Origin of the sequence: Pseudomonas sp. KT_2_4 (assembly GCF_041410225.1) — a bacterium.
Taxonomy (GTDB): Bacteria; Pseudomonadota; Gammaproteobacteria; order Pseudomonadales; family Pseudomonadaceae; genus Aquipseudomonas; species Aquipseudomonas paracarnis.
Genome location: NZ_CP166962.1, coordinates 5,164,298 through 5,190,278 on the forward strand (window position 1 = coordinate 5,164,298; position 25,981 = coordinate 5,190,278).

Annotated in this window: 11 protein-coding genes; 5 read left to right on the forward strand and 6 right to left on the reverse strand. The window is 61.2% G+C overall.

The genetic code is table 11. The features are described 5' to 3' along the window. Positions 1 to 46 precede the first annotated feature (46 nt). The 3 genes from AB9N64_RS23765 (at position 47) to AB9N64_RS23775 (ending at position 2,460) form a co-directional block, all read left to right on the forward strand. Positions 47 to 1,156, forward strand: coding sequence for a hypothetical protein (locus tag AB9N64_RS23765; RefSeq protein ID WP_014717095.1), 1,110 nt, complete (start codon positions 47 to 49; stop codon positions 1,154 to 1,156). A 69-nt stretch (positions 1,157 to 1,225) separates the two neighbouring features. Then, positions 1,226 to 1,978, forward strand: coding sequence for a hypothetical protein (locus AB9N64_RS23770; RefSeq protein ID WP_014717096.1), 753 nt, complete (start codon positions 1,226 to 1,228; stop codon positions 1,976 to 1,978). Next, a complete protein-coding gene (locus tag AB9N64_RS23775) occupies positions 1,975 to 2,460 on the forward strand; it encodes a CS1 type fimbrial major subunit (protein ID WP_014717097.1) in 486 nt (161 codons plus the stop codon). Before AB9N64_RS23770 ends, AB9N64_RS23775 begins: the two co-directional genes overlap by 4 nt. A 14-nt stretch (positions 2,461 to 2,474) precedes the next feature. Here AB9N64_RS23775 and AB9N64_RS23780 read toward each other — a convergent pair whose 3' ends face one another. Further along, positions 2,475 to 7,604: a dermonecrotic toxin domain-containing protein gene (locus tag AB9N64_RS23780; RefSeq protein ID WP_371359697.1), complete on the reverse strand. Its 5,130-nt coding sequence runs from the start codon at positions 7,602 to 7,604 to the stop codon at positions 2,475 to 2,477. Between the two features lie 244 nt (positions 7,605 to 7,848). Then, entirely contained in the window at positions 7,849 to 10,938 is a 3,090-nt protein-coding gene (locus AB9N64_RS23785) for a transglycosylase domain-containing protein (protein ID WP_371359698.1), read from the reverse strand. 181 nt (positions 10,939 to 11,119) lie between these two features. Here AB9N64_RS23785 and AB9N64_RS23790 point away from each other — a divergent pair, with 181 nt between their 5' ends. Together AB9N64_RS23790 and AB9N64_RS23795 are read left to right on the forward strand one after the other, a co-directional pair. Next, on the forward strand, positions 11,120 to 15,712 hold the full coding sequence (locus AB9N64_RS23790) for a hypothetical protein (RefSeq protein WP_371359699.1): 4,593 nt from the start codon (positions 11,120 to 11,122) through the stop codon (positions 15,710 to 15,712). Positions 15,713 to 16,057: 345 nt separating this feature from the next. Next, on the forward strand, positions 16,058 to 17,476 hold the full coding sequence (locus AB9N64_RS23795) for an amino acid permease (RefSeq protein ID WP_371359700.1): 1,419 nt from the start codon (positions 16,058 to 16,060) through the stop codon (positions 17,474 to 17,476). 41 nt (positions 17,477 to 17,517) lie between these two features. On the opposite strand, the gene AB9N64_RS23800 is transcribed toward AB9N64_RS23795, so the two are convergent. From AB9N64_RS23800 to AB9N64_RS23815, 4 genes are all read right to left on the reverse strand, one after another. Then, positions 17,518 to 24,012: an NEL-type E3 ubiquitin ligase domain-containing protein gene (locus AB9N64_RS23800; protein WP_371359701.1), complete on the reverse strand. Its 6,495-nt coding sequence runs from the start codon at positions 24,010 to 24,012 to the stop codon at positions 17,518 to 17,520. Between the two features lie 65 nt (positions 24,013 to 24,077). Beyond that, on the reverse strand, positions 24,078 to 25,208 hold the full coding sequence (locus tag AB9N64_RS23805) for an OpgC family protein (RefSeq protein ID WP_020301188.1): 1,131 nt from the start codon (positions 25,206 to 25,208) through the stop codon (positions 24,078 to 24,080). A 125-nt stretch (positions 25,209 to 25,333) separates the two neighbouring features. After that, positions 25,334 to 25,630 (reverse strand): cupin domain-containing protein, encoded by a 297-nt coding sequence (locus AB9N64_RS23810; protein WP_019817686.1) that lies wholly within the window; start codon positions 25,628 to 25,630, stop codon positions 25,334 to 25,336. A 55-nt stretch (positions 25,631 to 25,685) separates the two neighbouring features. After that, entirely contained in the window at positions 25,686 to 25,970 is a 285-nt protein-coding gene (locus tag AB9N64_RS23815; protein WP_014717106.1) for a putative quinol monooxygenase, read from the reverse strand. Between the last annotated feature and the right edge of the window lie 11 nt (positions 25,971 to 25,981).

Genomic DNA, 25,981 nt, shown 5'->3' on the forward strand with positions numbered 1-25,981 from the left:
CGTTGAGGACATCACGGCGGTGTTTCGGCCTGATCCGACGAACCCGATGAGTAACAAGTTCAAGAACACCACGGCTCACAGTGGCGTATGCGCCTGGCACATACCGACGCGATGTGAGGCCCTTAATATCTTCAGTATTCGCAACATGGAGTTCCGGGCTGAATCTGCCACACCGATTGCGGCCGGGCATACCGACCCGCGGCAAGGCGCCTATTTCAAAGTGCCTTCAGCGTGGCGCGACGTGCAGGTGACTCACACGGGCACAGGCGAAAGCGCCACCGTGCAGATGCGTATTGCCGGGGTGGGGACCCGCTGGGATATTGCCTACCCGCCCGGTGTCAGTGCTTGGCAGTATGAGGGCAAACCGTGGGATTTTTATTGGAAGGCCGGCGCCCCGCCGTGTGTGGGGCTGGGCTATCACGCGGCGTGGATCAATTTCGGGCTGTTTTTCTGGAGTGTTCCAGAAAATGCCGGGGCGTGCAGCCTCACGCCGGGGTACGACATTCCATGGCTCAAATACAGCTATATGGAATACGGTTACGAGCTCAGAACGCCCAACCCATTGACCATGACGGCCGGCGAGTATCGCGGGTCGTTGACTTACAGCATGGGGCCTGGCGGTGACTTTGACTTCGGTGACGTGATGATTCCCAGCGACAACATCGCCACCTTCAATTTCACCCTGCAAGTCGAGCACATCCTCAAAGTCACCCTGCCTCCGGGCGGCAACCGTGTCGAACTGCTCCCCGAAGGCGGCTGGCAAGCCTGGCTCAACCGCGGGCGGCAGCCCTCGCGATTGTCCCGTGATCAGACCTTCAGCATTTTCTCCAGTGGGCGTTTCAAGATGACTCTTGAATGCGGCCTGGCGATCGGCAACACCTGCGGCCTGCGCAACGGCGCGGGGGATGAGGTGCCGTTGCAGGTCGCGGTCAGCTTGCCGTTTGGCCTGCACAACCAGCGCGACGAGCCCGTAAACCGGCAGCCGTTACGCCGGGATGGGGTAGGCACCGAGTTGATCCAGTCCGTGCACTACGTCAACAACCGTCCCGGCACGCTGCACTTTCAAGTCGACAAAGAAGACGTGGGCGACATGCTCAAGCATCCCGGGAGTACCTATTCAGGCGTAGTCACCGTGATCTGGGATTCGGAAGTCTAGGCGGGTTTTGCCCGCACATCGGCCCGCTGTCGTGGCGGGCCGCGTTCAATCAACAAGGCGTAATCAACTATGAAACATGCAGTGCTATGGGCCGGGCTTTTCCTGATGTCGTTGACGGCGCAGGCGGGGCCGGCAATCAACGTCGGCGTCGTGTACGACTACCTGGAAGGCGACCGCAGCTCCTACCTCAAGCGGGTATTCAACGGCGGCACCAGTACCGCGTTCATCAAGGTCAATGTGCTGGAGATTATCTATAACGCCGACGGTACCTCCCGGGAAGTGCCGGTCGCCTCGATGACCGACGCCAAGGGCAGCACCACCAATCGCGACGGCCTGATGGCCAGCCCGGCGCGCCTGATCGTGCCGGCCGGCGGACGCCAGGGCACTCGTCTGTTGTACATGGGCCAGCGTGACAAGGAGCGTTACTTTCGTGTGCGCTTTATCCCCGTCGTGCCGGAAAAGGAAGATGACTTTGCGGTCACCGACGCAGAGCGCAGCGAATACAAAAAAGACCTGGCAGCCGGGGTCAACGTCATGGCGGGCTATGGCACGGTGTTCTTCGTGCGCCCCAAGGATACCCGCTTCGATACGCAGATCAGCGAGACCGCCAGCCAGTACACCCTGCGCAATGCCGGCAACAGTACGGTCGTGCTCGATGAGTTCCGGGACTGTTCAGTGGCAAAGAAAACCGACTGTGAACCCACCACCAAGCACCACATCCTGCCTGGCCGCCAGCTGGTATTCGAGAAGAAAGTCGAACGCCAATTCAGCTTCCAGTTGGTTGAAGGCCGGGACAAAAAACCGATGAAGGTCACCCGATGATATTTAGACAATTGACGCGACTAGCGGCGCTGATGGTGCCGTTGACCCTGGGCGGGCAAGCGATGGCGTTTCAGGAACGCCAGAGCTTTGATGTGTCGGTGACCATCCCGATCCACGAAGCCTATGTCTTGCCTTCCGAACCCGACTGGATGGGGCAGGATCAGTTGCTGGCCTGGGACTTGACGACCTCCCGGCTTGGCCGCCTGCGCAAGCATTTCGACGTCAAGAATCTCAATGGCGGCGTTGCGGCACGCCTGGGAGACGTGCCCTATCTGTTGAGCGGCAATGACCGTATCGATTTGCGCGTGCTGTTCAACCGGGTGCCCCTGACCCTGGACTCGACCCAGGTACTCAGCGCTGACGAAGCGGGCATGGGCCGGCGCGTCGAGCTGGATATTTCGGCGATCGAGCCGCAGGGGGGTTATCAGGGCGGGGCCTACTACGGCACGGTGCATCTGATGTTTGATTTTCTTGCGCCTTGAACGCCAGGGCCGCATCAAGCCCGGTTTTTACGTGCTCCGGCCCGGTTCAGCGCAACACGCGTCAGATCTCGCAGCCACTGATTGTGCCGGTACCCCAGCTCATTGAGTGCTGTGTCGTACTGTGTTGAACTCATAGGGTTGCCGGATAACACGCTGTCTTCGTCCAATCCCAGGGCTTGCGCCAGGCCGCGCAGTTTTACCCGCTGGGCTTGCCGATCAATCTCCGGCAGCGTCTGTGACTGGGCGTATTGCGCTTGCAGTGCCTGTAATTCATCGAGTTGGAGGTACTTCAAGTCGAAGGCTGTGTCATTGTTCCATTTGGCGGTGGGGTTGTGCTGCTCAAGGTAACGCTCCCAACCTTTGTCCAACAGCATCTGGTTCACCAGCCCGTCACCTTCTTCCAACCTGGCTACTGCGGCGGCCACCTTTTCGATCTGCGCGGGGGTTACATCGGCGAGAGTGCGGTAAGTCATATGGGTCGATAGCCACGGCAGGTCCAGCCGGTCTGCCAGGGTGCTGCGATAGGCTAAGTGAATGCCGGCCTCGTCGACCTCGCCATGCTCGCCGTCGATGACCTGCGACCATAGCCGTTGCCCCAGCCCGCCCTGATCTTTGGGTTTGAGGCGGTGGGCGATGTCTTCACCAATGGCTTTGCCCATATAGGCATCGCGCGCGGCTCCGCGGGCCAGCACCACCAGCCTGGCCTCGAGTTCTGCCGGTGTGGTGCTGGTTCGATAGGCTTCGCTGGCGAGTACTTCGACGCCCAGTTTCTGGAATATCAGCGCGCCGGCGTCGGGGCACAAGCCGGGGTAGCGAGTATCCTTGAACACGCGCTCGCGCAGGTCGCTGTCGGCTTCGACCGCCCTCAGCAGGCGCCATACCCTCTGGCTCAGCTCAGGCCGGTTGTTCTGATAGGCCAGGCGGTCTTCCTCGGCCTGGAACTCGTCCGGCTCTTCGAGCGATTTGATCACCTCAAACAGACCTTGAGAGCCGGATTCCTTTTCAATCGCGTCCCACAGCTGCCGGTGCTGCTCATGCTCCTCAGGCTTGATGTCACTCAGCCAGGGTGCGCTTTCACCTCTAGGCGCGTAGAAGCGCAGCGGGTCCAGCCCCACAGACTCGCGGTATTCAGCGAGCAAGTCCTGAAAGTCCGAGGTGAGCCTGCTCTGGTCCAGGCGGGTACGGGCAATGATGTCGGCATCATCCGAACCTGGGGCGACATGGGGTAACTGGGTGATCGGGTTCTCGCTCAGGTCCAGTTGGAACCCGCGCGCGCGTGAGCGACCGACGAGCCCGACGGGCCAGTCCTTTATTTGCGTATTGCGCAGGTTCAGCAAGGTCAAGGCCGGCATTTGGCTGATATTCGGTGTTTGCCCCAGTGGGTTGCCGGCCATCTCAAGCTGTTTGAGACGCTTGAGCCGTCCAAGTGTTGCAATGGCGGCATCGTCCAGAACCAGGGCATTTGCTTCCAGATGCAAGCGTCGAAGACGTTTGAGCTTGCCCAGGGTCGCAGGTAACTGGGTGAGCTGGTTGTGACTCAGATCGAGGTCGCGCAGATGCGGGAAATTGTCTAGAAAGGCGGCGTGGCGATCGGAAAAATCACAACCACGCAGGTCCAGGTCGCTGATGTGGTTCAGTGGCACGTTAAGGGTGGGCAGTTCGTCGGGCATGGGCGTATTGAACAAGTCCAGAGCGATACCGCCGCGGTGTTCGAAGCTTTCGTCCAGATGCACCGTCAGGCCATTGCTCCAGCCATCATAGAGGCGGGTCGCGACTTGCGCCCGGCGTTTGCGGACTTCCGGCTCCAACAGCGTGCCCGCCCTGGGCGTCGGACCCTTTATGTAGGCGTCGAGCTGATTGAACAACTGCTGTTTTTGCGACTCCATCTGCATCAGCGTTTGCTCGCCTTCGGCTGTGCTCATCGTGATTGATAAGCGTCGAACGCTGTCGTTGCTCATCGCGGGCAGTAACTGTTTGATGCGTTCTTCAATGGTTTTGGGTTGCATGTCATAGCTGTCGACCCGGGACATTTTGCAGGATGCGCCTCCGCCCAGCAGCACCTCGGTCTCGGGAGCGGGCCGCATGCGTAAGGGCGGCTCAGCCAATGCCAGGCGTCGCTCGGCCGGTGCCTGGTTATGTTCGATCACCCACTGCCTGAGCTGTTCACCTTCGCCGACGGTGTAGGGCGGGGCGCGCTGCGGATCCTGCGCCAGGGTCCAGAGCAGGGACTCGTACAGCGTGGTGGCTGGGTTGAGTGGGTTGGCATCGGCGTCGAATACGGTGTAGGTCCCGTCTGCGCTGCGTACCAGTGTGCGGGCCTGCGGCGCGTCGGTTTCACCGACGCTGCAGCGCAACGGGCCGGTGGGGCTGTTGTCCCGGATGTCGATGTTCAGATGGCTGAACACGTCGCTGTGCAGGCGCAGGGTATTGAGCACCAACCGTTCGCTGTGCGCCGAGGGTTGCCGGGGAGGGTAAAGCCCTTCGACAGCGCGGCTGGCCTGATGGTCGAAGTCCAACTCCCGTGCCAGGCTTTTGAGGCGCAGGGGCAGGCGCTGTGTGTCGTTCATCACCGTTGTTTCTTCAGGCCAGGCCTGCTTGAGCAACGCGTTCGCACTGCTCAGCGCCAGCTCGGGAAAGTCCTGGCGCAACAGGGCCACGTGTGGGTCGCTGCTGGCTTGGCCCAACTGGTAATGACTTTTGGCGACATGCCCGCCATAACCCTCTACGTAGTTCGCCAGTTTATTGCGCAGTGCCTGGGCCTGTTGAGCCTGGGGCAAGGTTTCACCCAACAACGTATTGACCTGAGGTTCGTCCAGAAAACCCAGCACGCGCTCGGGCAGCCTGGCAGCCATCACGTCAGCCAGGCTGATGCGCAGGGTATCGGCGGGCGCGGCGTGGGCATCGCCGTATTTGCGCGACTCGCCGCTCAGATCGCTGTTGTGAAACACCTCCAGGGCTTTGCTCGGCGGCCAGCCGGGGAGGTCGGTAACGGCTTGTTCGAACCAGTAGGAATAGGGGGCGAGTGTCTGGCCCGTACGTATTTTCTGGACAGACGCCTGGGCGAAACGGTCTGCGCTAAAGCGTTCGATGCTGTCGGCCAGCAGCGGCGGGGACGGCTGGTTGCGCACATACATGTGGCGCAAATGGTCTGGCTCGCTGCCGCTGATGATACGGATCTGTTCAAGCTGCTCGTTGGTGAGCGTCTGGGTGGCGGGGCTGATGCGGCGCATCAGCGTGTGATCGTCCCAGCTGCGCGGTTGTTCGCCTTCATGTACCCAGGCGCCGTGACCATTGAAGCGCACTTTCGGTTGATAGGCGTGTGGCCGGCGGGGGTGCACGATTCGGTGATGAGGCAACTGCGGGTCCGGTTCTACCTGGTAGTGATGGTCGGCATGGGCCAGCCAGTGTTTCTGGGCATGCTGATACAAACCCTGTGTATCAGCGGCGATGCCTTGGGGCAGGCTGATGGTCTGCTGGTAAGGCGAAAGATCGGGGTTCCACAAGCGCTTATCTCCGCCATCCAGCGTCACCGGGTGCAGGCCCTCGACGAAGGGCGACAGCTTGAGGGTGACAGCCTGGCCGACGGTGCCGGCCCCCGCCCAAATGCCTAGTTGCACCACCGTTTCCACCACGTCCATGACATGCCCGATGGCTTCCAGTCCGTTGCCTTGCGCCCAGTCAACAATACCTTCGAACACATCGCTGGCCACCTGGTAGGCGGTGTAGGCGAGCATCAACTCCCCCAGGAACGGCACGAAGGGGGTGACCACCAGGAGCGCCGCATTGAAAATATCCGAGAGAATCTTGCCCAGGTTATCCCACCAGGCCCAGCGCGCCATCAAGTCGGCGTAAGCGGTGCTGATCGCCACTTCCCGGGTATCGTTGACAATTTTATTGACGTTGACCCGGTACAGGTAGTGCCACAGCGTGTCAGGCTCCGGATGCCCGGAAGGCGCTCGGTTCTCGTGGTCGTCAAAAATGTTTTGCACGCTGAAGTGCAACCGCGGCGTGTCCACCGCGATGGTTTGCCAACTGGGGCCACTATCGGTGCGCTTCTTTTCGTGCCACTGCACCTTGAACAGGCGGCTTTGCAGCTCGGCAAAAAAATGCCCGCGTTGTTTATGGTCGACAAATCGACTGAAAAACTGCCGGTAGGTGGTCTTTGCAGGCGCTTGGCCGTGGGCATCCAGGGTGGCGGTGCTGTCGCGCAGTTGGCGCGTCAACTCATTCATGAATTCAATGGGCGAGGGGTACTCCTTCAACGGGTGCTCCGGGTCTTCAGGAACATAGGCAATCAGGCGTTCGATGTGTTTGTCGCTGCCCTGTGGCGCGGCAATCAGCACGATACCGCTGAGCCGGGCATCCAGCAGGCTGAGGTTGTAGTACTCCACCGGTATGCCGTCCAACGCTGGGTCGGGCTTGCCCTCGACAATATCGAACAGCAGACGTCGGGCGTCCTCATGAATGTGCTGCTGCGACCAGGCGATGCAGGCGGCGTTTTTCAGCGTGGCCTTGTCGCAGGTAATCACTTTGCGCCGTAGCGTATCGGCCTGGACTTGATTGCCGAAGCCAAGGGTGCGCAATAACCGTGTCTGGTATTGGCGGCCTATATCCAGGGTGCGGCACAGATTTTTGAATACTTGCGCGGTCAGGGGCTGGCCGCTGGTATTGGAGGTGAACGTCAGGTTGGGCTGCTGGCCACGGGCGTCGGGCTTGGACAAAAACCCATAGTCGGCAAACTGCTCGCTGGCGGAAAAGTTATGCAGAGCGGCGTCCAGTAACGTTACGGTCCGGCTGGTTACGCCTTTGCGAACGCCAATGACCCACCAGCTTTTTTCGGCCGGGGCATACAGGCGAATGAACGTGTTTTTTACATCAATGTCGCCGTATTCACGCAAGGCCTTTTTGAGCAGAGGCTCTGCGAATGAGTACACGTCCTTGATGTATTTGAAGTGTTCATCCAAGGCATTCCTGGCGGTCCACTGCTCGGCCATGGCCTCTGTGGACACCGTATCTGCGCGCGTGTCGAGCGAGTTGAGTCGGGTGTAGACAAAAGGGCTTGCGGCTTTCAGTGCGCGAGCGCGTGTCAGCGTGGTCGCGCTGAGCCAATCTGGAATGGAGCGCTGGATAACATCAAAGTGCATACCCTTCTGGGCATGGCTCGCAGCGTGTGGGGAGGGGCGTTCGAAGAACATGGTTGTGTTGCCTTGAGATGAGTAGTGGGGGGGTCAACCCGATCTACACTAATCACCCTCATGAAACGTTCAGGCATACATAAACACTACTTGGCCCCTCCCTGGAAAAATCAAACGCAGGGCTCGAGAAATGGGCGTTTTGGATCAATAAGCCTGGAGCAAGCAACAACGGATTACTACTCTGGCGCGGCGCTCATCGAGGCAGGCATGTGCTCTGACTCTCACCTTGCAGATAAGGCATCAATATCGGGGCCATGCCTTTAAGCACTTGTACCGGCAACGCCGAGGTGAACTTGAAGCCCTGCGCCGAACTGCCCGGTACGAACGCAGTGAGTGTGCCGAAGTGGCGCTCGCCGATGTAGAACACGAAAGTGGCGGTGCGGTTGATCGCCTTGGAACTGATGATGCGTCCGCCCGGACCGATCGCTTCGATGCGGTTGTCGCCGGTGCCGGTCTTGCCGCCCATGGCCAGTGGTGTGCCGTCGGCCTGTTTGAAACTGCCGGCGACGCGTTTTGCAGTGCCGGCGTCCACCACTTGGGATAACGCGCCGCGCAAGGCCGTGGCAACTTCGGAGGGCATGACACGATGCGCCCGGTCGGGGGCGTTGATCACGCGGGTGTCGTACGGTGTACCGGCGGCAAAGTGCAGGCTGTCGATGCGCAGTACCGGGATGCGCACGCCGTCGTTGAGAATGATGCCCATCAACTCGGCCAGTGCGGCAGGGCGGTCGCCGGAGCTGCCGATGGCGGTCGCCAGGGACGGCACCAGATGATCGAAGGGGTAGCCTACGTCCTTCCAGCGTTGATGAATCTCCAGGAACGCTTCGATCTCCAGCATGGTGCGGATACGGCTGTCGCGTGCGCTCTGGTGGCGGCTCTTGAACAGCCAGCTGTAGACCTCCTGGCGCTCGAACTGGCTGGCCTTGACGACTTCGCTGAACGTCGCCTCCGGGTGGTTGATCAAGTAGCCCAGCAACCACAGGTCCAGGGGATGCACCTTGGCAATATAGCCCTGATCGGGCAGGTCGTAGGCGCCGGGGCCGTAGCTGTCATAGAGTGCATCGAGGCGCTTGTCGGTCAGCGTCTGCTCGCCCTTGGTGCCGGCCAGGCGCGCGCGCACGAAGCTGTTGAAGCTGTCGCGGCTGGCCTCCGGCAGCAGATAACGGTGGACCGCGGCCAGACGGATCGCCGTGGGATGCAGGCTGTCGAGGAAGGTTTCCAGGCGCGCCTGGGTGTCTTTCTTCTGGTATTTCTTCCAGAACTTGAGCAGGAACGTGGTGCCTTCGCGGTCGGCGAATTGCGCCAGGTATTCCTGACGGCGCGGCTCGTTGTCGTCCTTGAGCAAATGCGCGCTGTTGTTGGCACTGGTGTAGGTGGTGTAGCGCACCAGATCGCGCATCAGGCGGATAAAGGGCAGGTTGATCGATTCACGCAGGGCGTCGCGCAGGGTCGGGTTGCGGCCATTGTCTTCGTTGCGAAAGTTATGGAAGCGGTGCAGGCCACCACCGGTGAAAAAGCTCTCGCCCGGGCTTGCCGAATAGGTGCGGTCAAGCGCAGCGTCGAGCATGTCGGCCAGGGATTTGCGGGGGTTTTGTAGCAGGTAATCGACGGCCCAACGGCTGATGCGGTCCTGCTCCGCAACCTCGATTTTTTTCAGTGCCGCAGGTGTTGCGGCGCCGTAGCGCTCATGCAGTTCGGCGACGATTTGCAGGTAAGTGGTGAGCACCCGCAGCTTGGCGGTGGAGCCCAGTTCCAGTTTGCTGCCGTTGTTGATGTCGAAGGGTTGGTCCGTGTTGTCGGTCTGTACTCGTACCCGTGCGCCATCATCGGTGCGCTCGAACAAGGTGAAGCTGTAGCGTACCTGCGGGGTACTCGCCGGGGTGAGCAAGCGCTCGCCGAGTAACCCGACTTCGGCGGCATAGTCAGGGGCGGCAAGGCGTTTGAGGTAGGCGGTGACTTGCTCTTGCAACTGGCCCTGCAAAGTACTGGTGGCCGACAGGTCCAGGCGGTCCAGGTCGTACAGTGGGCGGTCGAGCAGGGCGGCCAGGCGGCTGCGCGCGACGCTGATACCTTTGTTGGTCTCGACTTTCTGCAGGGTTGGCTGCTGCTGCCAATCACGGTAGCTGACCTTGCTTGCCAGCGCCGCCGTCACCCACTCGGCCGGCACCACACCATTTTGCGCCAGCAACCGTAAGTGGCTGTCGGTCAGTTGCACCAGGTCGTCACGGCCCTTGGTCAAGTAATAGGAGGGGCGGCGCTGGGCGATGATCAGCGAGAGCACTTGGCGCAACGCCAGGCCGCGCGCTGCGAGGCTGGCCGGGGTTTGTGCGGTGTCGTTCAAGGCCCGGTTGACCTGGGCAAAGTCGGCGCCGTACCACACCCGCAACCCCTCGGCGATGCCATGCACTTCGCCGTGCCCAGGGACCGCCGACAGGGGCACGCTGTTGAGGTAGTCGCGCACTACGTTTTGCCGTGCGGTGAGGGTGTCGGGCCCGTGCTGGTAGGCGCGTACGCTGGCGGACAGCATCTGGCGGATCTTTTCGCTGCCCGACAGGGTCAAGCCGTCCGGGGAGTGACGGTACTTCTCCAATTGCGTCGCCAGGGTGCTGCCGCCCGCCGATTGCCCTGGCAGGTGCAACTGACGGGCGACTTGCGACCAGGCAGCCTTGGCAAAGCGCGGCCAGTCCACGGCGGGGTTCGCTTGGGGCGGGTCAGGGTCGAGCAATTGGCGGTTTTCAATGAACAGCAGGCTGTAGACCATCAGCGCTGGCACCTCGTTGAAGTGCTTATACAGCTGAGGCGGATAGTTGAATTGATAGAGCGGTGCGGCGCGGCAGTCGGTGATGGTCAATCCGGCTTGCAGCTTTTCGGCATAGGGAATGAACAGGCCATGGCGGCTGTAGTCCATCAGCGCGTCGGAAAAGCGCGCCTGGGATTCGATCAGATAGTTGCGCTTGAGCAGGCGCGGCAGGAACTCACCCAAGGCGCTGTAGCCCAGGCGCCGATCGAACGGACCGTCGCCGGGGTACACCATGGCATCGCTGGCGCCGGGGCCCACCGTGTAGGTCAGTTGGGCCGCCCACTGGCTGAATGTGCGGGCTTGCCAGTGGGCCGTGTGCATTTCACGGGTGGCGGCAAACCCCAGGGCGATCAGGGCCATTAACAGAATCATCCAGTACAGCCGGCGCCACGACTGGGCGGGTTTGAGTTTTTTTGCCAGCGGCGTGGCTGACGGGCTGTCAGCTTGCGCCTGGTGTGAGTCGGTTTGCCACAGTGCGCCCATAGTCGATTGACCATTCTTATAGATTGATCGGACTTGTCTGAAGCGTAGACGCTGATTGACTGCTCTACGAAGTTTGTAGGGCGCTAAAGATCGAGTCGTCAGACGGGAGGGTAGATAACTACCGCGTCGCCAGGATGGCAGCGGGTAGCGTTCGTGATTTAAACCATCATAGAGCTCTGCCATGACCCTTTCCGATACCGCTTCAGGCTCGCCGCGCCAAGCCACCATTGAGCAAATCCAAACCTTGTTCGGCGAGCCGCCGAGCCTGCTCACAGTCGCGAACGACAGTGTCCAGGCTTATCTGGACGAGCATTTGGGCGCGGGAAAATGGCAGGTTGGCTTGATTTACATCGCCACCCCGACCGATGACGACGACGCGCTGGCCTACCGGTCTTTGCCCGAGTGGGTGCTGCAACGCTTGGCCAGCAGCAAGCCCTTGCTGTTGGTGGCGGACTATCACGTCGTGGTGCAGCGCGTGCGGGAAGTGTTTGTGGTCGGTGGCCCGACCCTCAGCGAGCTGGAGCCGCTGCTCAATCGCTGCGGCGCGGGGTTGTTGGGGGCGTATGCACAGCGCTTGCAAGCCTGGTGGCGTGAGGCGTTGCCGGTGGAGATGACGCGTTGGGGCTACCTGTCGGATGATCTGCTGACGTTGCTGTACGATGCCGGCAAACCACCTGGTTTCAATGACGAGGGGTTTGCCCGGCTGTTCTCCAAGACCCTGCTGCACCCGACGCGGCCCGACCGCGAGTGGAGCGCCCACGGTGAGGCGTTGCGTGTACAGGCGGTGTTCCTGGCCGGCGCGACGCCGTTGATGTTGCCGTTGCTGGTCCTCAGCCACGGGCAACAGACGTTGCTGTTCAGCCCGGCCAGCGGTGTTCATCCATTGGGCAGCATTGAGGATGTGGCGGCGCTGTTACCGGCCTATGTGCCCGAAGACGCCGACACTGAGCAGTGGTTTGCCCAGGACGTGGAAAGCGATCCCTTCGATGCGTTGGCCGCCAGTTACCTGGCGCTGCAGCTGCGGGAAATCGATCGCATCGACCGCAACCTGCCCCTGGCGCCGGGCCAGCACCAAGCGTTGCTTGCGTACATCACCAACCCCCACCGCTGGTTTGTTGCGCACCTGAGTGCAGGCCAGCGCAAGCTGCGTGAGGCCCTGCCGTTGTGGCTGGTCCATGCCAACCGTGACGACAGCATCACCTACGCACGTCTGGTCCAGGCGCTGGTGCTGGCCCGTGAGCACAGTGGCGGGCAACATTTTCTGGACGGGATTGATTCAATTCAGGTGTTTGCCGACCGGGCCTTGCGCACTTGCCTGCAAGCCGAACCCGCCACCAAAACAGTACGGCCCGCCGACGTTCAGTTGACCTTCAACCGCGTGATCGCTGCGGCGATTCCAGTCCCAGGGGGCTTTGTCGCCGGTGAAGTCGACCCGGTCACGGTGAGCCTGACCGAGCTGGCCCTGGAAAACCTGGCCGGCTTCCCGCACACCGTCACCGAGATCACCCTCAAGGGTGCCCAAGCCCCCGAGTGGTTGACCTATGGCCTGCTTCAAGGTTGTGTGGAAAAAGCCGATGTGGGCCAGGCCTACCCGGATCTATTGAAGAAAAAACTGCTGGATGACCCGTTGGAACGCAGTCGTCGCTCAGGGTTGTTCACCCGCCAGTTACGGGTGCAACTGCCGATGCTGGCGCTGGAACTGAAACTCAAAGGTGAGCACGGCCTGACTCAGGAAGGTGTCGACCGCGTACAGGCCGCGTTGCAAGCCAGCCTTGCCGAGCGCAAGGTGCAAGGCCAGGCGATGACGTTGTGGCCGCTGGCATTCAAGGCTTCGCCTGAGGCTGCGCAGGATGTGGTCACTAATCACTTCATCATTGGGCCGGCTACCGGGAACGCTGGCGTTCATCTGCTGTACCGGCCCTTGCTCAAGCCGATGTTGCAAGGGTTCGAGTCGATCAAGGCTTTGTTTGACGCCATCAAGGCTAACGGCCCGCTGCAGGATGACGTGCTGACGTGGCTCGCCCCGGCACGCCAGGCGGTATATGCCAACGGCGGCTTCCTTGAACCGCATATCCGCCGCTTTTTACCCGGTGATGAATTTACGCTGTACGAGAAACCTGCCCCGGTCCAGCTCAGCAAACAATTGAACGACGAGGACGCTTGCAGCCTGGTCTTTGAGGGCACGGCCCAGGCCCTGGTGGCTCTGGCTGATCGGCAATCGGTATCGAATGCCGAGCAGCGCTGGGCCAGGCTTAAAGAGGTGGGGTGGCTGCTGTTTGGCAGCGTGCTGCCGTTTGCCAGCGGGCCCTTGCAACTGGGGGGGTGGCTGGTGCAACTGATCGACAGCCTGCAGCAAGACATTCAGGACTTGGCCAGCCAGGATGAACAGGTCAGGAACAAAGCGGTCATGGACGTGTTAAGCAATCTGATGGTTGTCCTTGCCCATCAAGCCACGCCCCATGATCCTTTACCGCCATTGCAGCTGGAGCATCCGGTGTTCGCCCCCCTGGCCCGAGCCACTGCCACCACCAGGGTGCCCACACGTGGCGCACCGCCCGCGACGTTCAGCTCGCTGACCCGTTGGAGTAACGCCCGCGATACCCTGACCGCCGCGCAACATGCACGGGCCCGTACCTTGAGCCTGGGCGCGTTCTCAGGCGGCTGGGACCACGCCGAGTCAAGCGGCCCGCGCCGTGGCTTGTTGCGTGACACCGCTTATTCGCCGCCGCAATGGCGAGCCTTGGTGCGTGGGCATCTTTATCGGGTGGTGGACGAGTCGGGCGCGTGGCGGGTGATCAGCGCCGATGGTGCCCAGAAAGGGCCGTGGCTCAAGCCGTTGGGGGACGGGCATTGGGATTTCGATGGGCGCTTGCGCTTGGTCGGCGGCAATGCCGATGCGGCGATGGAGGCTCAGTTGCAGGCGCTGGAGCTTTCACTGCCACGCCTTGAAGAACAGTACCGTGAGGCTGGACGTTCGCGTGCCAAAGCGGCTGCCGCCATGCAGGTGGCGCGCAAGCTGGTGGTTGAGTCCAAAGATAAAATCGACGCCCAACAGCTTGCCAGGCTTGAGCAGCGTTACCAGCAGGAACTGCGCAACAAGGTCGAGTTTTCCGAGAAGGAACTGCAACTGCTCATGCGTCTGCGGGCAATCAAGCCCCGTCCCCGTTACGAGGAAAATCTGTGTGAAATACTCGAGTCGCTGATTCTCACCTTGCGATTGATGGACGCTGACACCCGTGAGCGCATGATCCAGATCAATCGGCGGATCAAACCTTTGTTGGATCTGCTGCAAGACGAAACCGATGACGAAGCCGGCTCCGACCTTAACCGTCAGGCCCATGCCAACCTGAAAAAAAACATGCGCGAACAGGTGACGGCCGAGGACGCAGCTATCAGCAATCGCAAGTTGGAAAGCGCCTATATGGAGCAGTTGAACAGCGTACCGCGCCTGGGCCGTGACAAAGCCCGGGCGCTGGACGCACAGCTGCCTTCGCGCCCCTCCATTCTGGATTTGCAGGCGTTGCAGGTCACCACGCTGTGGGGCATCACCATCGACATTGAAGGGCCGCCCCTGGAAGCAGAGTTTTTTGACAGCTTGAACCGGGTGATCAATCGGGCCCGTTGGGCCAGCCGCTCTCTGGCCGAATTGGAGAACCTGACCACCACTGTTGAGGAGCGTATCGAACTGCTTAAAAGCCTCAGTCATGTCTACGCGGTGACCGACGACCATATTCAGTTCTGGCGAGCCATGGCACCGGACACCTTTGACTTGCCCAACCTGGAAAAACTGCAGGCGCTGTTGGCCGACCTGCACCAGCAAGCCGATGGGCAACTGGCTGATCTGCTGGCACCGTTGCCCGGCGGCAGACAACCCAGACAACCCAGGCCGCCCAGCGCAGCAGGGACGCGGGTCAAAAAGATCATACGCACCCGTAACCGGGATGTTTATGTGGCACGCATCAAGACGCCAGCGGGCACTGCAGAGCTGGTGGATGACACAGGCAGTGTGCTTGCCACCTTCACCGAGGCTGAAGACGGCATATGGGAGCCGGTTGAGCCTGCGCCCCAGCGCACGGCCAACCCACAATTGGGCGCGCTGCTGAACAAGGGCCAGCGATTGTTGGAAGATGTCGATATCGCCATCCTCAAGGTGCAGGTCTTGGCCAGCCAATGCGAGCCTTCATCTCTGCAAGCCTTACTGGCGGCTCAGGCCAACAGCCGGCGGATGGTCGCTGCGGATATCGACAAGAAACTGCTGACCTTGAACCCGTCACGGCTGAAGCCTACCCAGCAAAACACGGCGAGAGTGCGTGCCACCCAGTTGCGTGCCGCCGCGCTGCGGTTGGACGCAGCGGGTGTGGAGGCGCGGGTGCGCGCGAGCAAGCTGAAGTTGAGTCGCGCCGAAGACGTGGACTTTCTGCACGGGCTCAATGAAGTTCGCATCGTTCGCCAAGACGCGCGCGTGCCCATCAAGGACAAAGCCCGGGATTTTATCCAAGTGTATGTCGTGCAGGACGCGGACACCGGGCTGCCCCTGTGTTACGCGCATTTTCACTATGAAAACCGCCAGGGGCCGGACGACCACTACACCGCTGCCCACCTCAAGAGCCCTGAACAGGAACGCCTCGGGCGCCAGGCCCAGGCCCAGGCCGAAGCCCAGGCGTTCGCGCGGATTCGCACCGGCCAGACCGGCCGTGTACAGCAGACCCTGGAGATCGAACGGGCGAGCATTTCCAGGCTGTTGGCGCGGCGTTTGTTCTTCAGTGTTGACTGACTGCCAAGGTGGGCTCGCTCGCGCCTGCGGCGGATGCGCGAGCCCAACCGGTAACAGGTTATGCAATACTCTGCGCCGTTTTACCCTGGGAAGGCCGGTCTAGAGGCCTGGTACTTCCCCCGCCCAAGGACTTTTTTACGGGGCATATCGCCAAATTTGTGTGTTTATAGAGTGAAATATCCTACCGCTTGCTTTTTATACTGACGCCCCGCTGACCTGGCCGCCTACGCCCGCCAGGCGGGTTTGCCCACGAGGCAGACCCGGTCAAGCCGGTGTATCGGCCTACACGCTGCTGCACCACAGGCTCGGTGGCTTAATCCAATAACAAAATGAGGTTGTATCCCTATGCCTGTCGGCAAACCACTGCCCCCTGGCGAGACCGCTCAAGGCGGACCGCTCAAACGCGAACTCGGTGAACGGCATATTCGCCTGATGGCGCTTGGCGCCTGCATCGGTGTGGGCCTGTTCCTGGGTTCGGCCAAGGCGATTGAAATGGCCGGCCCGGCGATCATGCTCTCGTACATCATCGGTGGCCTGGCCATTCTGGTGATCATGCGCGCCCTCGGTGAAATGGCGGTACACAACCCCGTGGCCGGTTCGTTCAGCCGCTATGCCCAGGATTACCTCGGGCCGTTGGCGGGTTTTCTCACCGGCTGGAACTACTGGTTCCTGTGGCTGGTGACCTGCGTCGCGGAAATCACCGCCGTAGCGGTGTACATGGGCGTCTGGTTCCCCGACACGCCGCGTTGGATCTGGGCCCTGGCGGCACTGATCAGCATGGGCACCATCAACCTGATCGCGGTAAAGGCTTTCGGTGAGTTCGAATTCTGGTTTGCACTGATCAAGATCGTCACCATCATTGCCATGGTAATCGGCGGCGTCGGCATCATTGCCTTCGGCTTCGGCAATGACGGCGTTGCACTGGGCATTTCCAACCTGTGGGCCCATGGCGGCTTCATGCCCAATGGCGTGCAGGGCGTGCTGATGTCATTGCAGATGGTGATGTTCGCCTACCTGGGCGTCGAGATGATCGGCCTCACCGCCGGTGAGGCGCGCAACCCGCAGAAGACCATCCCCAGCGCCATTGGCTCGGTGTTCTGGCGCATCCTGTTGTTCTACGTCGGCGCGTTGTTCGTGATCCTGTCGATCTACCCGTGGAATGAAATCGGCACCCAGGGCAGTCCGTTCGTGATGACCTTCGAGCGCCTTGGCATCAAGACCGCTGCCGGCATCATCAACTTCGTGGTGATCACCGCCGCGCTGTCCTCCTGCAACGGCGGTATCTTCAGCACCGGGCGCATGCTCTATAGCCTGGCGCAGAACGGCCAGGCGCCAGCTACCTTTGGCCAGACCTCCAGCAATGGCGTGCCGCGCAAGGCGCTGCTGTTGTCAATCTTTGCCTTGCTGCTCGGCGTATTGCTCAACTATCTGGTACCGGACCAGGTGTTCGTCTGGGTGACCTCCATCGCCACCTTCGGCGCGATCTGGACCTGGCTGATGATCCTGCTGGCGCAGCTCAAGTTCCGCAAAGGTTTGAGCCCTGCCGAGCAGGCAGGCCTGAAGTACCGCATGTGGCTGTACCCGGTCAGCTCCTACCTGGCGCTGGCGTTCCTGATACTGGTGGTGGGCCTGATGGCGTACTTCCCGGACACCCGCGTGGCCTTGTATGTGGGGCCTGCGTTCCTGGTATTGCTGACTGTGCTTTACCATGTGTTCAAATTGCAGCCAACGGCTACCCCTAGCACTGCAACGCGCTCGGTTTAACCTGTTGCAACGGCCTGCCGCAGCAGGCGGGCCGTTTTCTTTCAGGGCTGGGTGATTGACGCCCGTATGGCTTGCGTCAGTTGTCGCAGCAGCGAGGCCAACTCCTCCTTTTCATCGTCGATGATTGCCTGGCGCCGGTCCAGGTAGGCGTCCGAGCGTCTGTCCAATTCCTCCCGATTAAGCCTTTCGATTTTGTGGCGCGTGGTGTCCCGAATGGCCGTGAATGGCTCTGGCAGGTGGCGCGTCATGAACTCGATCCAGAAGGGTTCGGTCATCAGCGCTTCGTACGCGGCGTCGGTGTTCTTGAGCGCTTGCAGCCGCTGGCGAGCGCGGGTGACGTCTGCGGCGCTGACCCAGCTGTCGACCGAGTACAGCATTTCCTCGCGACCTACCGGCAGGCTGAACTCCTGAGCCAGCGCTATGCGCAAGTAAAGCTTGATTTCAACGTCGTCCGGGTTTTTGTCAGCGGCACGCAGCGCCAGAATATGTTCCTCGGCGAATTGGTCCAGTTCACGCAGGAAGAATACGCTGATGCTCAGTTCCATCAGTTCGCGGCTGGCTTGCAGAGTGGCGGGTTGCACCTTGGCCTGGTGACGCCGGTGCGCGATTTCCATATCAATGAAGGTCAACAGCGCACCGTCGCCGCAGGTGCCTGCCAGGTAGGTGTTGAGGAAGATTTCATTGCGCAATTCAGTGGAGTTGCCCATGGCCTCCATCAGTTTCCAGACGCGTTCGGTCAGTGCTGGGCGCAAATGCGTATTGCGGTAGGCATAAGCGCTGGTCAAATCCCGGAACACCCGAAAGGCGTCATCGGGCCTGGGCTCTTCGATCTGCAGCAGTTGGTCCCAGAGGGTGCGGCGTTGTGCGTGTTCAGCCTGCGGTATGCCGCTCAACCAATCGGAACAATCTGCCGGGAGGAGTTGATGGACAATTCCGGGTAGTGGCCCACCGGCGGTGTTCCCGGTGCGCAGGCGGTATTCACCTATCAATGCCAGGGACTCGGCATTCAGCGGGTTGTCATGCAAATTGATATTGCGGCTGGAGCGGACCCTTCGATCGGATTGGAACAGGGTCGGCGGTAACGTCGTCAGTTGATTCTCCTGCAGCAGCAGTTGGGTCAGCAGAGGCCTGCTTTCAGCCCCGGCGGGCCATTGATCGAGCTGGGTGTTACGCAGGTTGAGGATTCGTAAACGCTCCATGGCGCTGACGTCCGGAGCCAGGCGCAACGGGTTGTCGTTCAGGTTCAACTCCTGCAACGCCGTCATTTGCCCCAAGCGTTGGCGAGCCTCCTCGGTCAAGGTGATGTTGTTGCCACCCAGGTTCAGAATTTGCAGCTGGCGCATCTGGGTGATTTCGACGGGCAGCTCGTTGAGCAGGCAATCGATATTCAGCGTACGCAGATTGGAAAAGCGACTCAGAAAGGCGTTGCCGGTGGGCGGGAAAGCATTGCCCGAGATGTTCAGGTATTCAATGTGTTCAAAGCCCCGTGTTCCCAGGATGAAGTCGGCGTCGGGCAGGTTGTTGTCATCCAGACGCAGGATCATACAGTGGGTATCGAACTGGCCGTGGATATGGCCGCGCCAGGTTTCCCGGCGCCAGGCCCGACGAATGTGCTGGGCCAGGTGGCGCCGCCGGCCCATGTTCAGCCCCAAGGGGTCGCTGGCAGAGTCGTCAATGGGCTGCGGGGTTTCTGCCCACCGAGTCAAACCGTAATCCAGGCTGGCGTATTCGACTCTGCGCCGTTCCAGTTCCAGCAGCAGGGCGGGTTGTGACAGGCCCAGTGAGTCGATCAGATCACCGGCGTGCAACGCATTGAGGCTGGGGTAGAGCGCCTGGACTTTGCTGATCAGGTCTGGCGACCGAAGGGGGCGGGCGGGCCACAGGTTTTGCAGCGAAAGCGGGTACACCACGAACGAGCTGTTTACCTGCATGGGCGGCTGCAGCCATGGCGGAATATGGGGCAGGTCGAGCAACCGTTTGATCGACACCCGCTGGTTGAGCGCCAGGTCGACGATACGCGCCTGCAGCGCCGTTAGGTCCAGCCGGTCAGCCACGCCCAAGGCCTCGCATTCGCGTGTCGACAGCAGCAGGATAATCGCGCTCAACAAGTCACAGGTACTGTCTGCCGGATCGTTGAGTGAACGGCCTTGTGCGTCGAGCGCACGGTAACGCCCACCCTCCCGGATAAGTGAGCGGCGATCGGTGCCGTTCAGATTGCCGCCGCTCTCGAGCAGGCGCCCCGGGTCGCGTTCAGAGTGAACATCCAGGCGCAATTGTGCAGGCCAGCCCGGAAGGGTTTTGAGCAAGTGCAAGATGATGGAGTCGCTGTCGGGGTTCATCAGGGTGGTCAGGTACAGGCCTTCATACGCACGGTTGAGGCGCAGGTCGTTGGCGGTCAGCCGGGCTTGTTCGGCCAGGCGCAGGCCGACCTGATCCTTGTCCTGGAGCTGGCGCTGTTCTTTGAGCGTGGCCTGGCCGAGGATGGCCCTGACGGCACTGACGGGCAGATGGGGATGTTGAGCTTTCAGGCGCGTCTCCAGAAGTGTGCCGGGCTGTTCGCTTTGCGTGTAAAACTGCTCGAACAACTGGGCCCGTTCCTGGTAGGCGTACTCGGCGATTTTCTTTGCCAACTTGAACTGGCGTTCTTGCACGGTGCCTGGCAGTTCCCCCAGCAGTGCCTGGACCAGGGTGTCATTGAGTGCCGCATCGTGCAGCGGCGTCGGCCCTCGGGCGTCGGCTTCTGAAATCAAGATCTTCTCTATGGGGTTTTTGACCCTGGCCGGGTATTGCGCCAGTACTTGGCGTTGTCTGCCCACCACTTGCAACACATGGGTCTCAGGCCAGCCCGGCAGCAGGCTCAGCAACATCAATTGCAGGGTCGGGCGGGCGTTTTGGCGGGCTGACGCCGTGCGCATGGCCTCGATGAAGTGCAGGATTTGCCGCTCGATAGCCACCCGCTTACGGGTATCGGCAAGCAGCGGCGGTGGCGGCAGGCCGGCGCTGTGCACTTCACGCAGGGCCCGAGCCGGGGTATCGGTGATGGCGAGGATGCGTGCCGAGGTTGGCCGGTCGATGTGGAGCTCTTGCGGGCCCAGGCGATAGAGCAATGCATGGTCATCCCAGCTAAGCGGGTCTTCGCTGGCCAAGCGCCAGGCGCCGTGGCCATTGTGTTCGAGCCGTGGTGTATCGACGCCGACTTTCTGCGGATGCTTGAGCCGCCACTTGAGCACTTGTTGATCGAATGTGATCGGATACAGCGAGCCGTAGAGGGCAATCAACTGCTGGTCTCGCCATTGATAGATGCCCTCGGCATTCGCCTGCACGTGCGCCGGCAGCAGCACATTCTGTTCGTACTGCCCCAGAGAACCGTTGAGCAGGCTGACACCTTCGGGGCCGCGCCGTTCGCTCATCAGGTCGCCCAGGGTTTTGCGCAGGCCCTTGGCATCGGTGTCGGCGGTCATGCCCAATTGGGTGCGTTCGTGAGGTTGCAGCACCGAGGCAATGGCCAGGTAAAAACTGTCGGTGGTGGGCGATACAGGAATGGTGCCGCCGTTGCGCATGTCATACGCTTCGTAGCGGCCTTCGCCGTAATGGCGCAGTTCAACCGTGGTGTCATCGGGCCCCGTCGAGACATAGGGCCGGGTGATAACGCCATCGACGACCTCGGTCACCACGAAAGCGCGGTTGAGCCGCGTGCGTAGCAGGCTGGATGCAAACTCCCGGGCCCACTGGTCGTTGTCTGGATTGAACGGGCGCGAATGGTACAGGCCGTCGATGGCGGCATCGAGACGCAACGCGATGCGGTGTTGTTCCAGCCCTTGATGGACTGTGGGTGGCAGGGTGGCGTCCTGTAAAAAGCGTGCTTGCTGCTCTGAGGTCAGTGGGTGTTGCTCAAGCAATTGTGCCAGGTTGGCTGGCGTGAGCGGGGGATAGCGTTCGTGCAGTTTTCGCAGCAATGGCGTGATCGCTACCAGCGGTTGAGCCACCCTGGTGGGTACAAGCGAACGGGCCGGATGGTCCGCAGGCATTTCGTGGCGGGCGTAACCGGCGAAACGAGTCATGGCGTTGAACAGGTCGGCACGTCGGGCCTGGGCCAGGGCGCTGATTTGCAGGCGCAAGCGGGCGATACGCTGGGTATTGTTGAGCAGCGGGCTACCGGCCTTGCCCAATACGGAACCGGCGGGTTGCTGGCGCAGGATCAGCTCAAACAGTGCCTGCCTCGTCGTTTCGCTGTCAGCAGGATCATCAAGCCCCGCGTAGCGGCCATCGTCGCGCCGCTTGATATTAATGGCCGTGGTCGTCTGCTCACTGGCGCTGTAGGTTTCGCTCAGATTGCCTTGGCCGTCATACACATTGATTGCCGCGCCCGCCGGCCACTCCGGTAATTGAGTCAGCAGGCACAGCACGGCACCGTCGGCGTGGGGCGGCATGTGGTCGCGTCGATGAAAGGTGTGGATGAGTTGTTCGATCACACGGTCGGCCTGCAGTCGACGCACCCCTTCGGTAAGGTTGACCGGCGTCGGCTGGCCTGCCCAGATAGCATCCAGGGTACTGCGGTTGGTGGCCGTGCTGCGCAGCAGGTTTTCCATGGACTCAATGGGCACGGCGGCAGCGCCATTGGGCAGCATGCGTTCGGCCAATTGCACGTTGGACAGGGTGTGTGCGTTTTGCAGGTCCAGCGTCCAGGCGTCCAGGTGCGGGGCGAACACAATCGGTGGGGCAAAGCCGCCCTGGTGGTCGTTCTTGAGCACAAAGCGCATCAGGCGGTTGTCGTAGCCCACCTCCACCACGTGTTTTTGCTCGGCCGCTTGAAGCCACACGTACTGTTTGCCCCTGAGCGAATAGATCCCCTGGGCATTGGCTATCTGGCCGTTGAGCAGATGTTGGTCGAGGATCGCGTAGGGGCTGATGTCGGGTTTCCACAGCGCAGGGCTGCCATCGTTGCGCGTGACTTTGCGCGGGTTGCCCAGTTGCTGGAGCAACTGGTTCATGCGGCGACGATGTACTCGGCCGGCGGTAGAGATCAGCAGGCCGCTGATTGCCAGGTCGGCGACGTCACCTATCGCGGCGGCAAAGGTACTGGCCTCGCCCTTGAGCGCTTCGTTGACGCCCTGCGTGACGCTGTGGGCCAGGCTGCCGAATACCGCCACGTGCATGACCCGGTTCAAGCCGGTGACGCCGCCCGGTACAGGCGTCAGCAACAATTCCAGGACTTCGGCGGCAATCGCGGCGGCGCCATCGATGACGGCTTGCACGTCGCGGTCCGTACGGGTATTGGCCAATGTGGCCAGGTTGGACTGCAATTGTTGCACCATCGAGGCGGTCAAGGTGTCGACCACTGAAACGGGACGCGGGCTCTTGGGCACGGGTGTGAAGCGCAGGTCAGCCAGCGTGCGTTCGGGGAACAGGTAGTGCAGGCTGTCGTACAGAAAAGCGGCAGCGGCAGACAAACCCTCGGGGCGCTCTTGCGCGTACAACAGGCGTTTGAACTCGTTGAGTTCGGTGATCGGCAACTGGCGAGAAAACCAGCCCAGGTCGTGTTTGCGATGGCTTTCTTTGAGTTGCGCCAGAAATTGGGCATGGGCGCTGCGTGCATCGGGATGGAAACGCAGCGCGCCACCGGGGCGGAAAGGGAAGTAGGAGACTACTCCAAGGCTGGCGACCGGAATCAGCAGCAGCGGCAATGGAACAGCGCTGGCGGGCGGCGTGAGGGTGACCTGCGGAAACACACCTGACGGTTTGCTCAGCGCCAATTGCTCAATGTGCTGGACCGTTTCATCCTTGTCGATGGCCTCGATCAACGTGTTGTAAAGCCCAAGGGTCAGGCCAGAGCTGCGGCGATTGCGATAGGCTTCTAGGGCCTCGAAGCGCAGGCAGGCGCGTGCACTGGTGCGCAACAGGGCATGCAGGTTGCCGTCCGGGCGCAACTGCGCATTGAGGGTTGCTTGCAGCGCGCCGCCCAGGTCCAGCTCGCGGGTGATCGCGATAAACGACTCCACCGTCAGCGACTTGTCGTGGCTGCCGGACAGGTAGGAAGCGTCGACGAATGTGTGGCCGGAAGCCTGGCGCGTCTGGGTGGCGAAACTGAAGTTCAGGCACGCGGCTTCCCACAATGACATCGTCGACAGGTGCGGCCGGTATTTCCATTCGTCATACGCCCTGCGAAAGCGCTTGGGGTTCAGGCCGTTGACCGTGCTGGCACGGGGCTCCCACGGGAGGGGCGGCGAGACCGGTTCCAGATAGCGTGTGTGCAGGTAGATTTTTTCTGGATCCTGGCCGCCGACCTTCGCCCTCAGGCGTGCCAGGCCCTGCGCCTTGAAGGTGCTGATCAGGGTGTTGTTGGCGGCTTCCACCGCCATGAGTGCGCGATGTGCCTCGCGCTGCAGCTTCACATACTCACGTTGTTGGGGGGGCGTGAGGCTGGCCAGGGTTTGGGCGACGGTGTCGCGGATCATTGCCAGGGCTTGTTGCCGGTTCCAGGACTCGCTGTCTTGCAAGGTCCCGGATAAACCGTTGAGCAGTAACTGGGTGGGCATGGCGCCATTTCCTTTCACGGTGAGGTGGAAGGGCAATGGAATCATCCCGCTGATGGGCGCCGTGGCTAACTATGTAGCGATGCGGCGCGGGCGGCGGCGCGTTGGTTCAGTTGCTTGTTCACGTCCAGCCACCCCGCGAGTGCCGCCATCAGCGCCGCCCCTGCCAGGGCCGTGGTCAGCTTGATCGCCAGGGAGTCGCCGGCCATGGCATTGAGCATATCGGCCAACGGTGCCAACACCACTCCCAGGCAAAACACTTCCAGTGAATAACGCCCCATCCGCGCCAGTTGTCGGGCCAGCCACTGTTGCGTCCAGCCGACATCGGGAAGGAGTTTGGCGGTGACGTAGGCCAAGGCCAGGAAGTGCAGCAGGCGCACGGGGGACAGGTCAGTCTTGCTGATCGGGTACAGCCATTCGCCAATCGCCCTCGGCATCCAGGCGTCGTGCACCTCGGGCCAGCGCCACGACAAGGTGATCACGCAGGTCACCAACACGTAGACCGCAGCGGCAACGAATAGCGGTTGGCGCAGCAGCGGGCGTGCATCGACCGGGCCTGGCGAACGCAAGGCCGACGCACCGCCGAGGATAAACAGGCATTGCCAGGTGACAGGGTTGAAGTACCACACGCCGCCGTTGCTGGCCGGCAGGTTCCAGCCTTGCCAAGGCGCCAGCAGATACACCGCTAACGATATCGCCACCATCAGCGTGGGCGCTCGCACCAGCAGCGGCAGGGTAATGGGCAGGCTCATCATCAGCACGATATACAGCGGCAATGGGTCGGTCAGGTTGGGTTTGAAGCGCAGCAACAGCTCATCGAGCAGGGCCTGCTGGGTGTGAGTGAGGAAATACTCGAGGCCCATCTCCTGCACCAGATCGCGGGTTTCGATATGGCTGTTGGCAAAAATCACGATGCCCATCAACAACGCCAACAGGAAAATATGCACCACATAAAGCGTCCATACCCGGCGCAGGATCTTCACGCAGGCAAACACGTAGCCGTCGCGCAGCAGGATCTTGCCGTAGGCCAGCACCGCCGCGTAGCCGGCCAGGAACACGAAGATTTCGGCGGCGTCACTGAAGCCGAAATTCTGCACGGTGACATTGGCCAGGGGGTTGTGAGGCACGTGATCCCAGAAAATGAAGATCAACGCCAGGCCCCGAAAAAAATCGATGCGCGGGTCGCGTCCGTTCAGCATGGCAGCGGGCTCTTGAACAAGTAGTTGATTGACGATAGGTGAGCGTGGGCGTCGCCGCACGTAGGGCGGGCGCAGGTTGGCGGTATTTGTAAGCAATTGCAAAGGCTGGGTATTACTGAATGTCTCTAGAGATCAATGATCACCAGGGTGCCCTGGCTGCCTATGAGCACACCGTGGGCAGTGCCGGCTTCCACCAGGTACATCCGGCCGGCGTCCACCCTGATGGCTTGATCACCGATGCGCAGGTGCAAGTACCCGCTGATCACCAACAACCCTTCGTTGTAGTCGTGGGTCTCTTCCTCGTACGCCTGTTCATCCATGCGCAGTACTTTGATCCGCGCCGGGCCAACCTGGCCCAGACGTGTGGATGTCCAACTGCCGGGCAGTTGCGCGGCGATAGCGACGAAGTCCAATAACGGCATGTGAATCTCCTTGTTTCAACGATGCCGTCGGTGGTCCGGTTCAGCAGGCGGCGGGTCAGAAAGCGTCCATCAACAAGACCCGGCATGGCTTGGCTTGATGCTCATTGATCTGGGGCACCAACCGGGTGAAGTGCTCGGTCTGGCAGTGCGCATCCAGCGCCGCTTGATCCGGCCATTGCTCGATAAAAATGAAGTGCCCGGGGTCTTTTTGATCGACAAACAAGTCGTAGGCGATGCACAGCGGTTCCTGGCGGGTTTTTTCCACCAGTTCGGCGTACCAGGGGCGCACGGTTTCCACATGTTCGGGCTTGATAAAGTCCTCAGCGATGACTTTCAGCATGGCAGGCGTCC

What these genes read in the sequence shown, in the direction of transcription:
- AB9N64_RS23765 (WP_014717095.1), top strand. Translation starts at nt 47, where the DNA reads ATGAGTAACAAGTTCAAGAACACCACGGCTCACAGTGGCGTATGCGCC.
- AB9N64_RS23770 (WP_014717096.1), top strand. Translation starts at nt 1,226, where the DNA reads ATGAAACATGCAGTGCTATGGGCCGGGCTTTTCCTGATGTCGTTGACG.
- AB9N64_RS23775 (WP_014717097.1), top strand. Translation starts at nt 1,975, where the DNA reads ATGATATTTAGACAATTGACGCGACTAGCGGCGCTGATGGTGCCGTTG.
- AB9N64_RS23780 (WP_371359697.1), bottom strand. Translation starts at nt 7,604, where the DNA reads ATGCACTTTGATGTTATCCAGCGCTCCATTCCAGATTGGCTCAGCGCG.
- AB9N64_RS23785 (WP_371359698.1), bottom strand. Translation starts at nt 10,938, where the DNA reads ATGGGCGCACTGTGGCAAACCGACTCACACCAGGCGCAAGCTGACAGC.
- AB9N64_RS23790 (WP_371359699.1), top strand. Translation starts at nt 11,120, where the DNA reads ATGACCCTTTCCGATACCGCTTCAGGCTCGCCGCGCCAAGCCACCATT.
- AB9N64_RS23795 (WP_371359700.1), top strand. Translation starts at nt 16,058, where the DNA reads ATGCCTGTCGGCAAACCACTGCCCCCTGGCGAGACCGCTCAAGGCGGA.
- AB9N64_RS23800 (WP_371359701.1), bottom strand. Translation starts at nt 24,012, where the DNA reads ATGCCCACCCAGTTACTGCTCAACGGTTTATCCGGGACCTTGCAAGAC.
- AB9N64_RS23805 (WP_020301188.1), bottom strand. Translation starts at nt 25,208, where the DNA reads ATGCTGAACGGACGCGACCCGCGCATCGATTTTTTTCGGGGCCTGGCG.
- AB9N64_RS23810 (WP_019817686.1), bottom strand. Translation starts at nt 25,630, where the DNA reads ATGCCGTTATTGGACTTCGTCGCTATCGCCGCGCAACTGCCCGGCAGT.
- AB9N64_RS23815 (WP_014717106.1), bottom strand. Translation starts at nt 25,970, where the DNA reads ATGCTGAAAGTCATCGCTGAGGACTTTATCAAGCCCGAACATGTGGAA.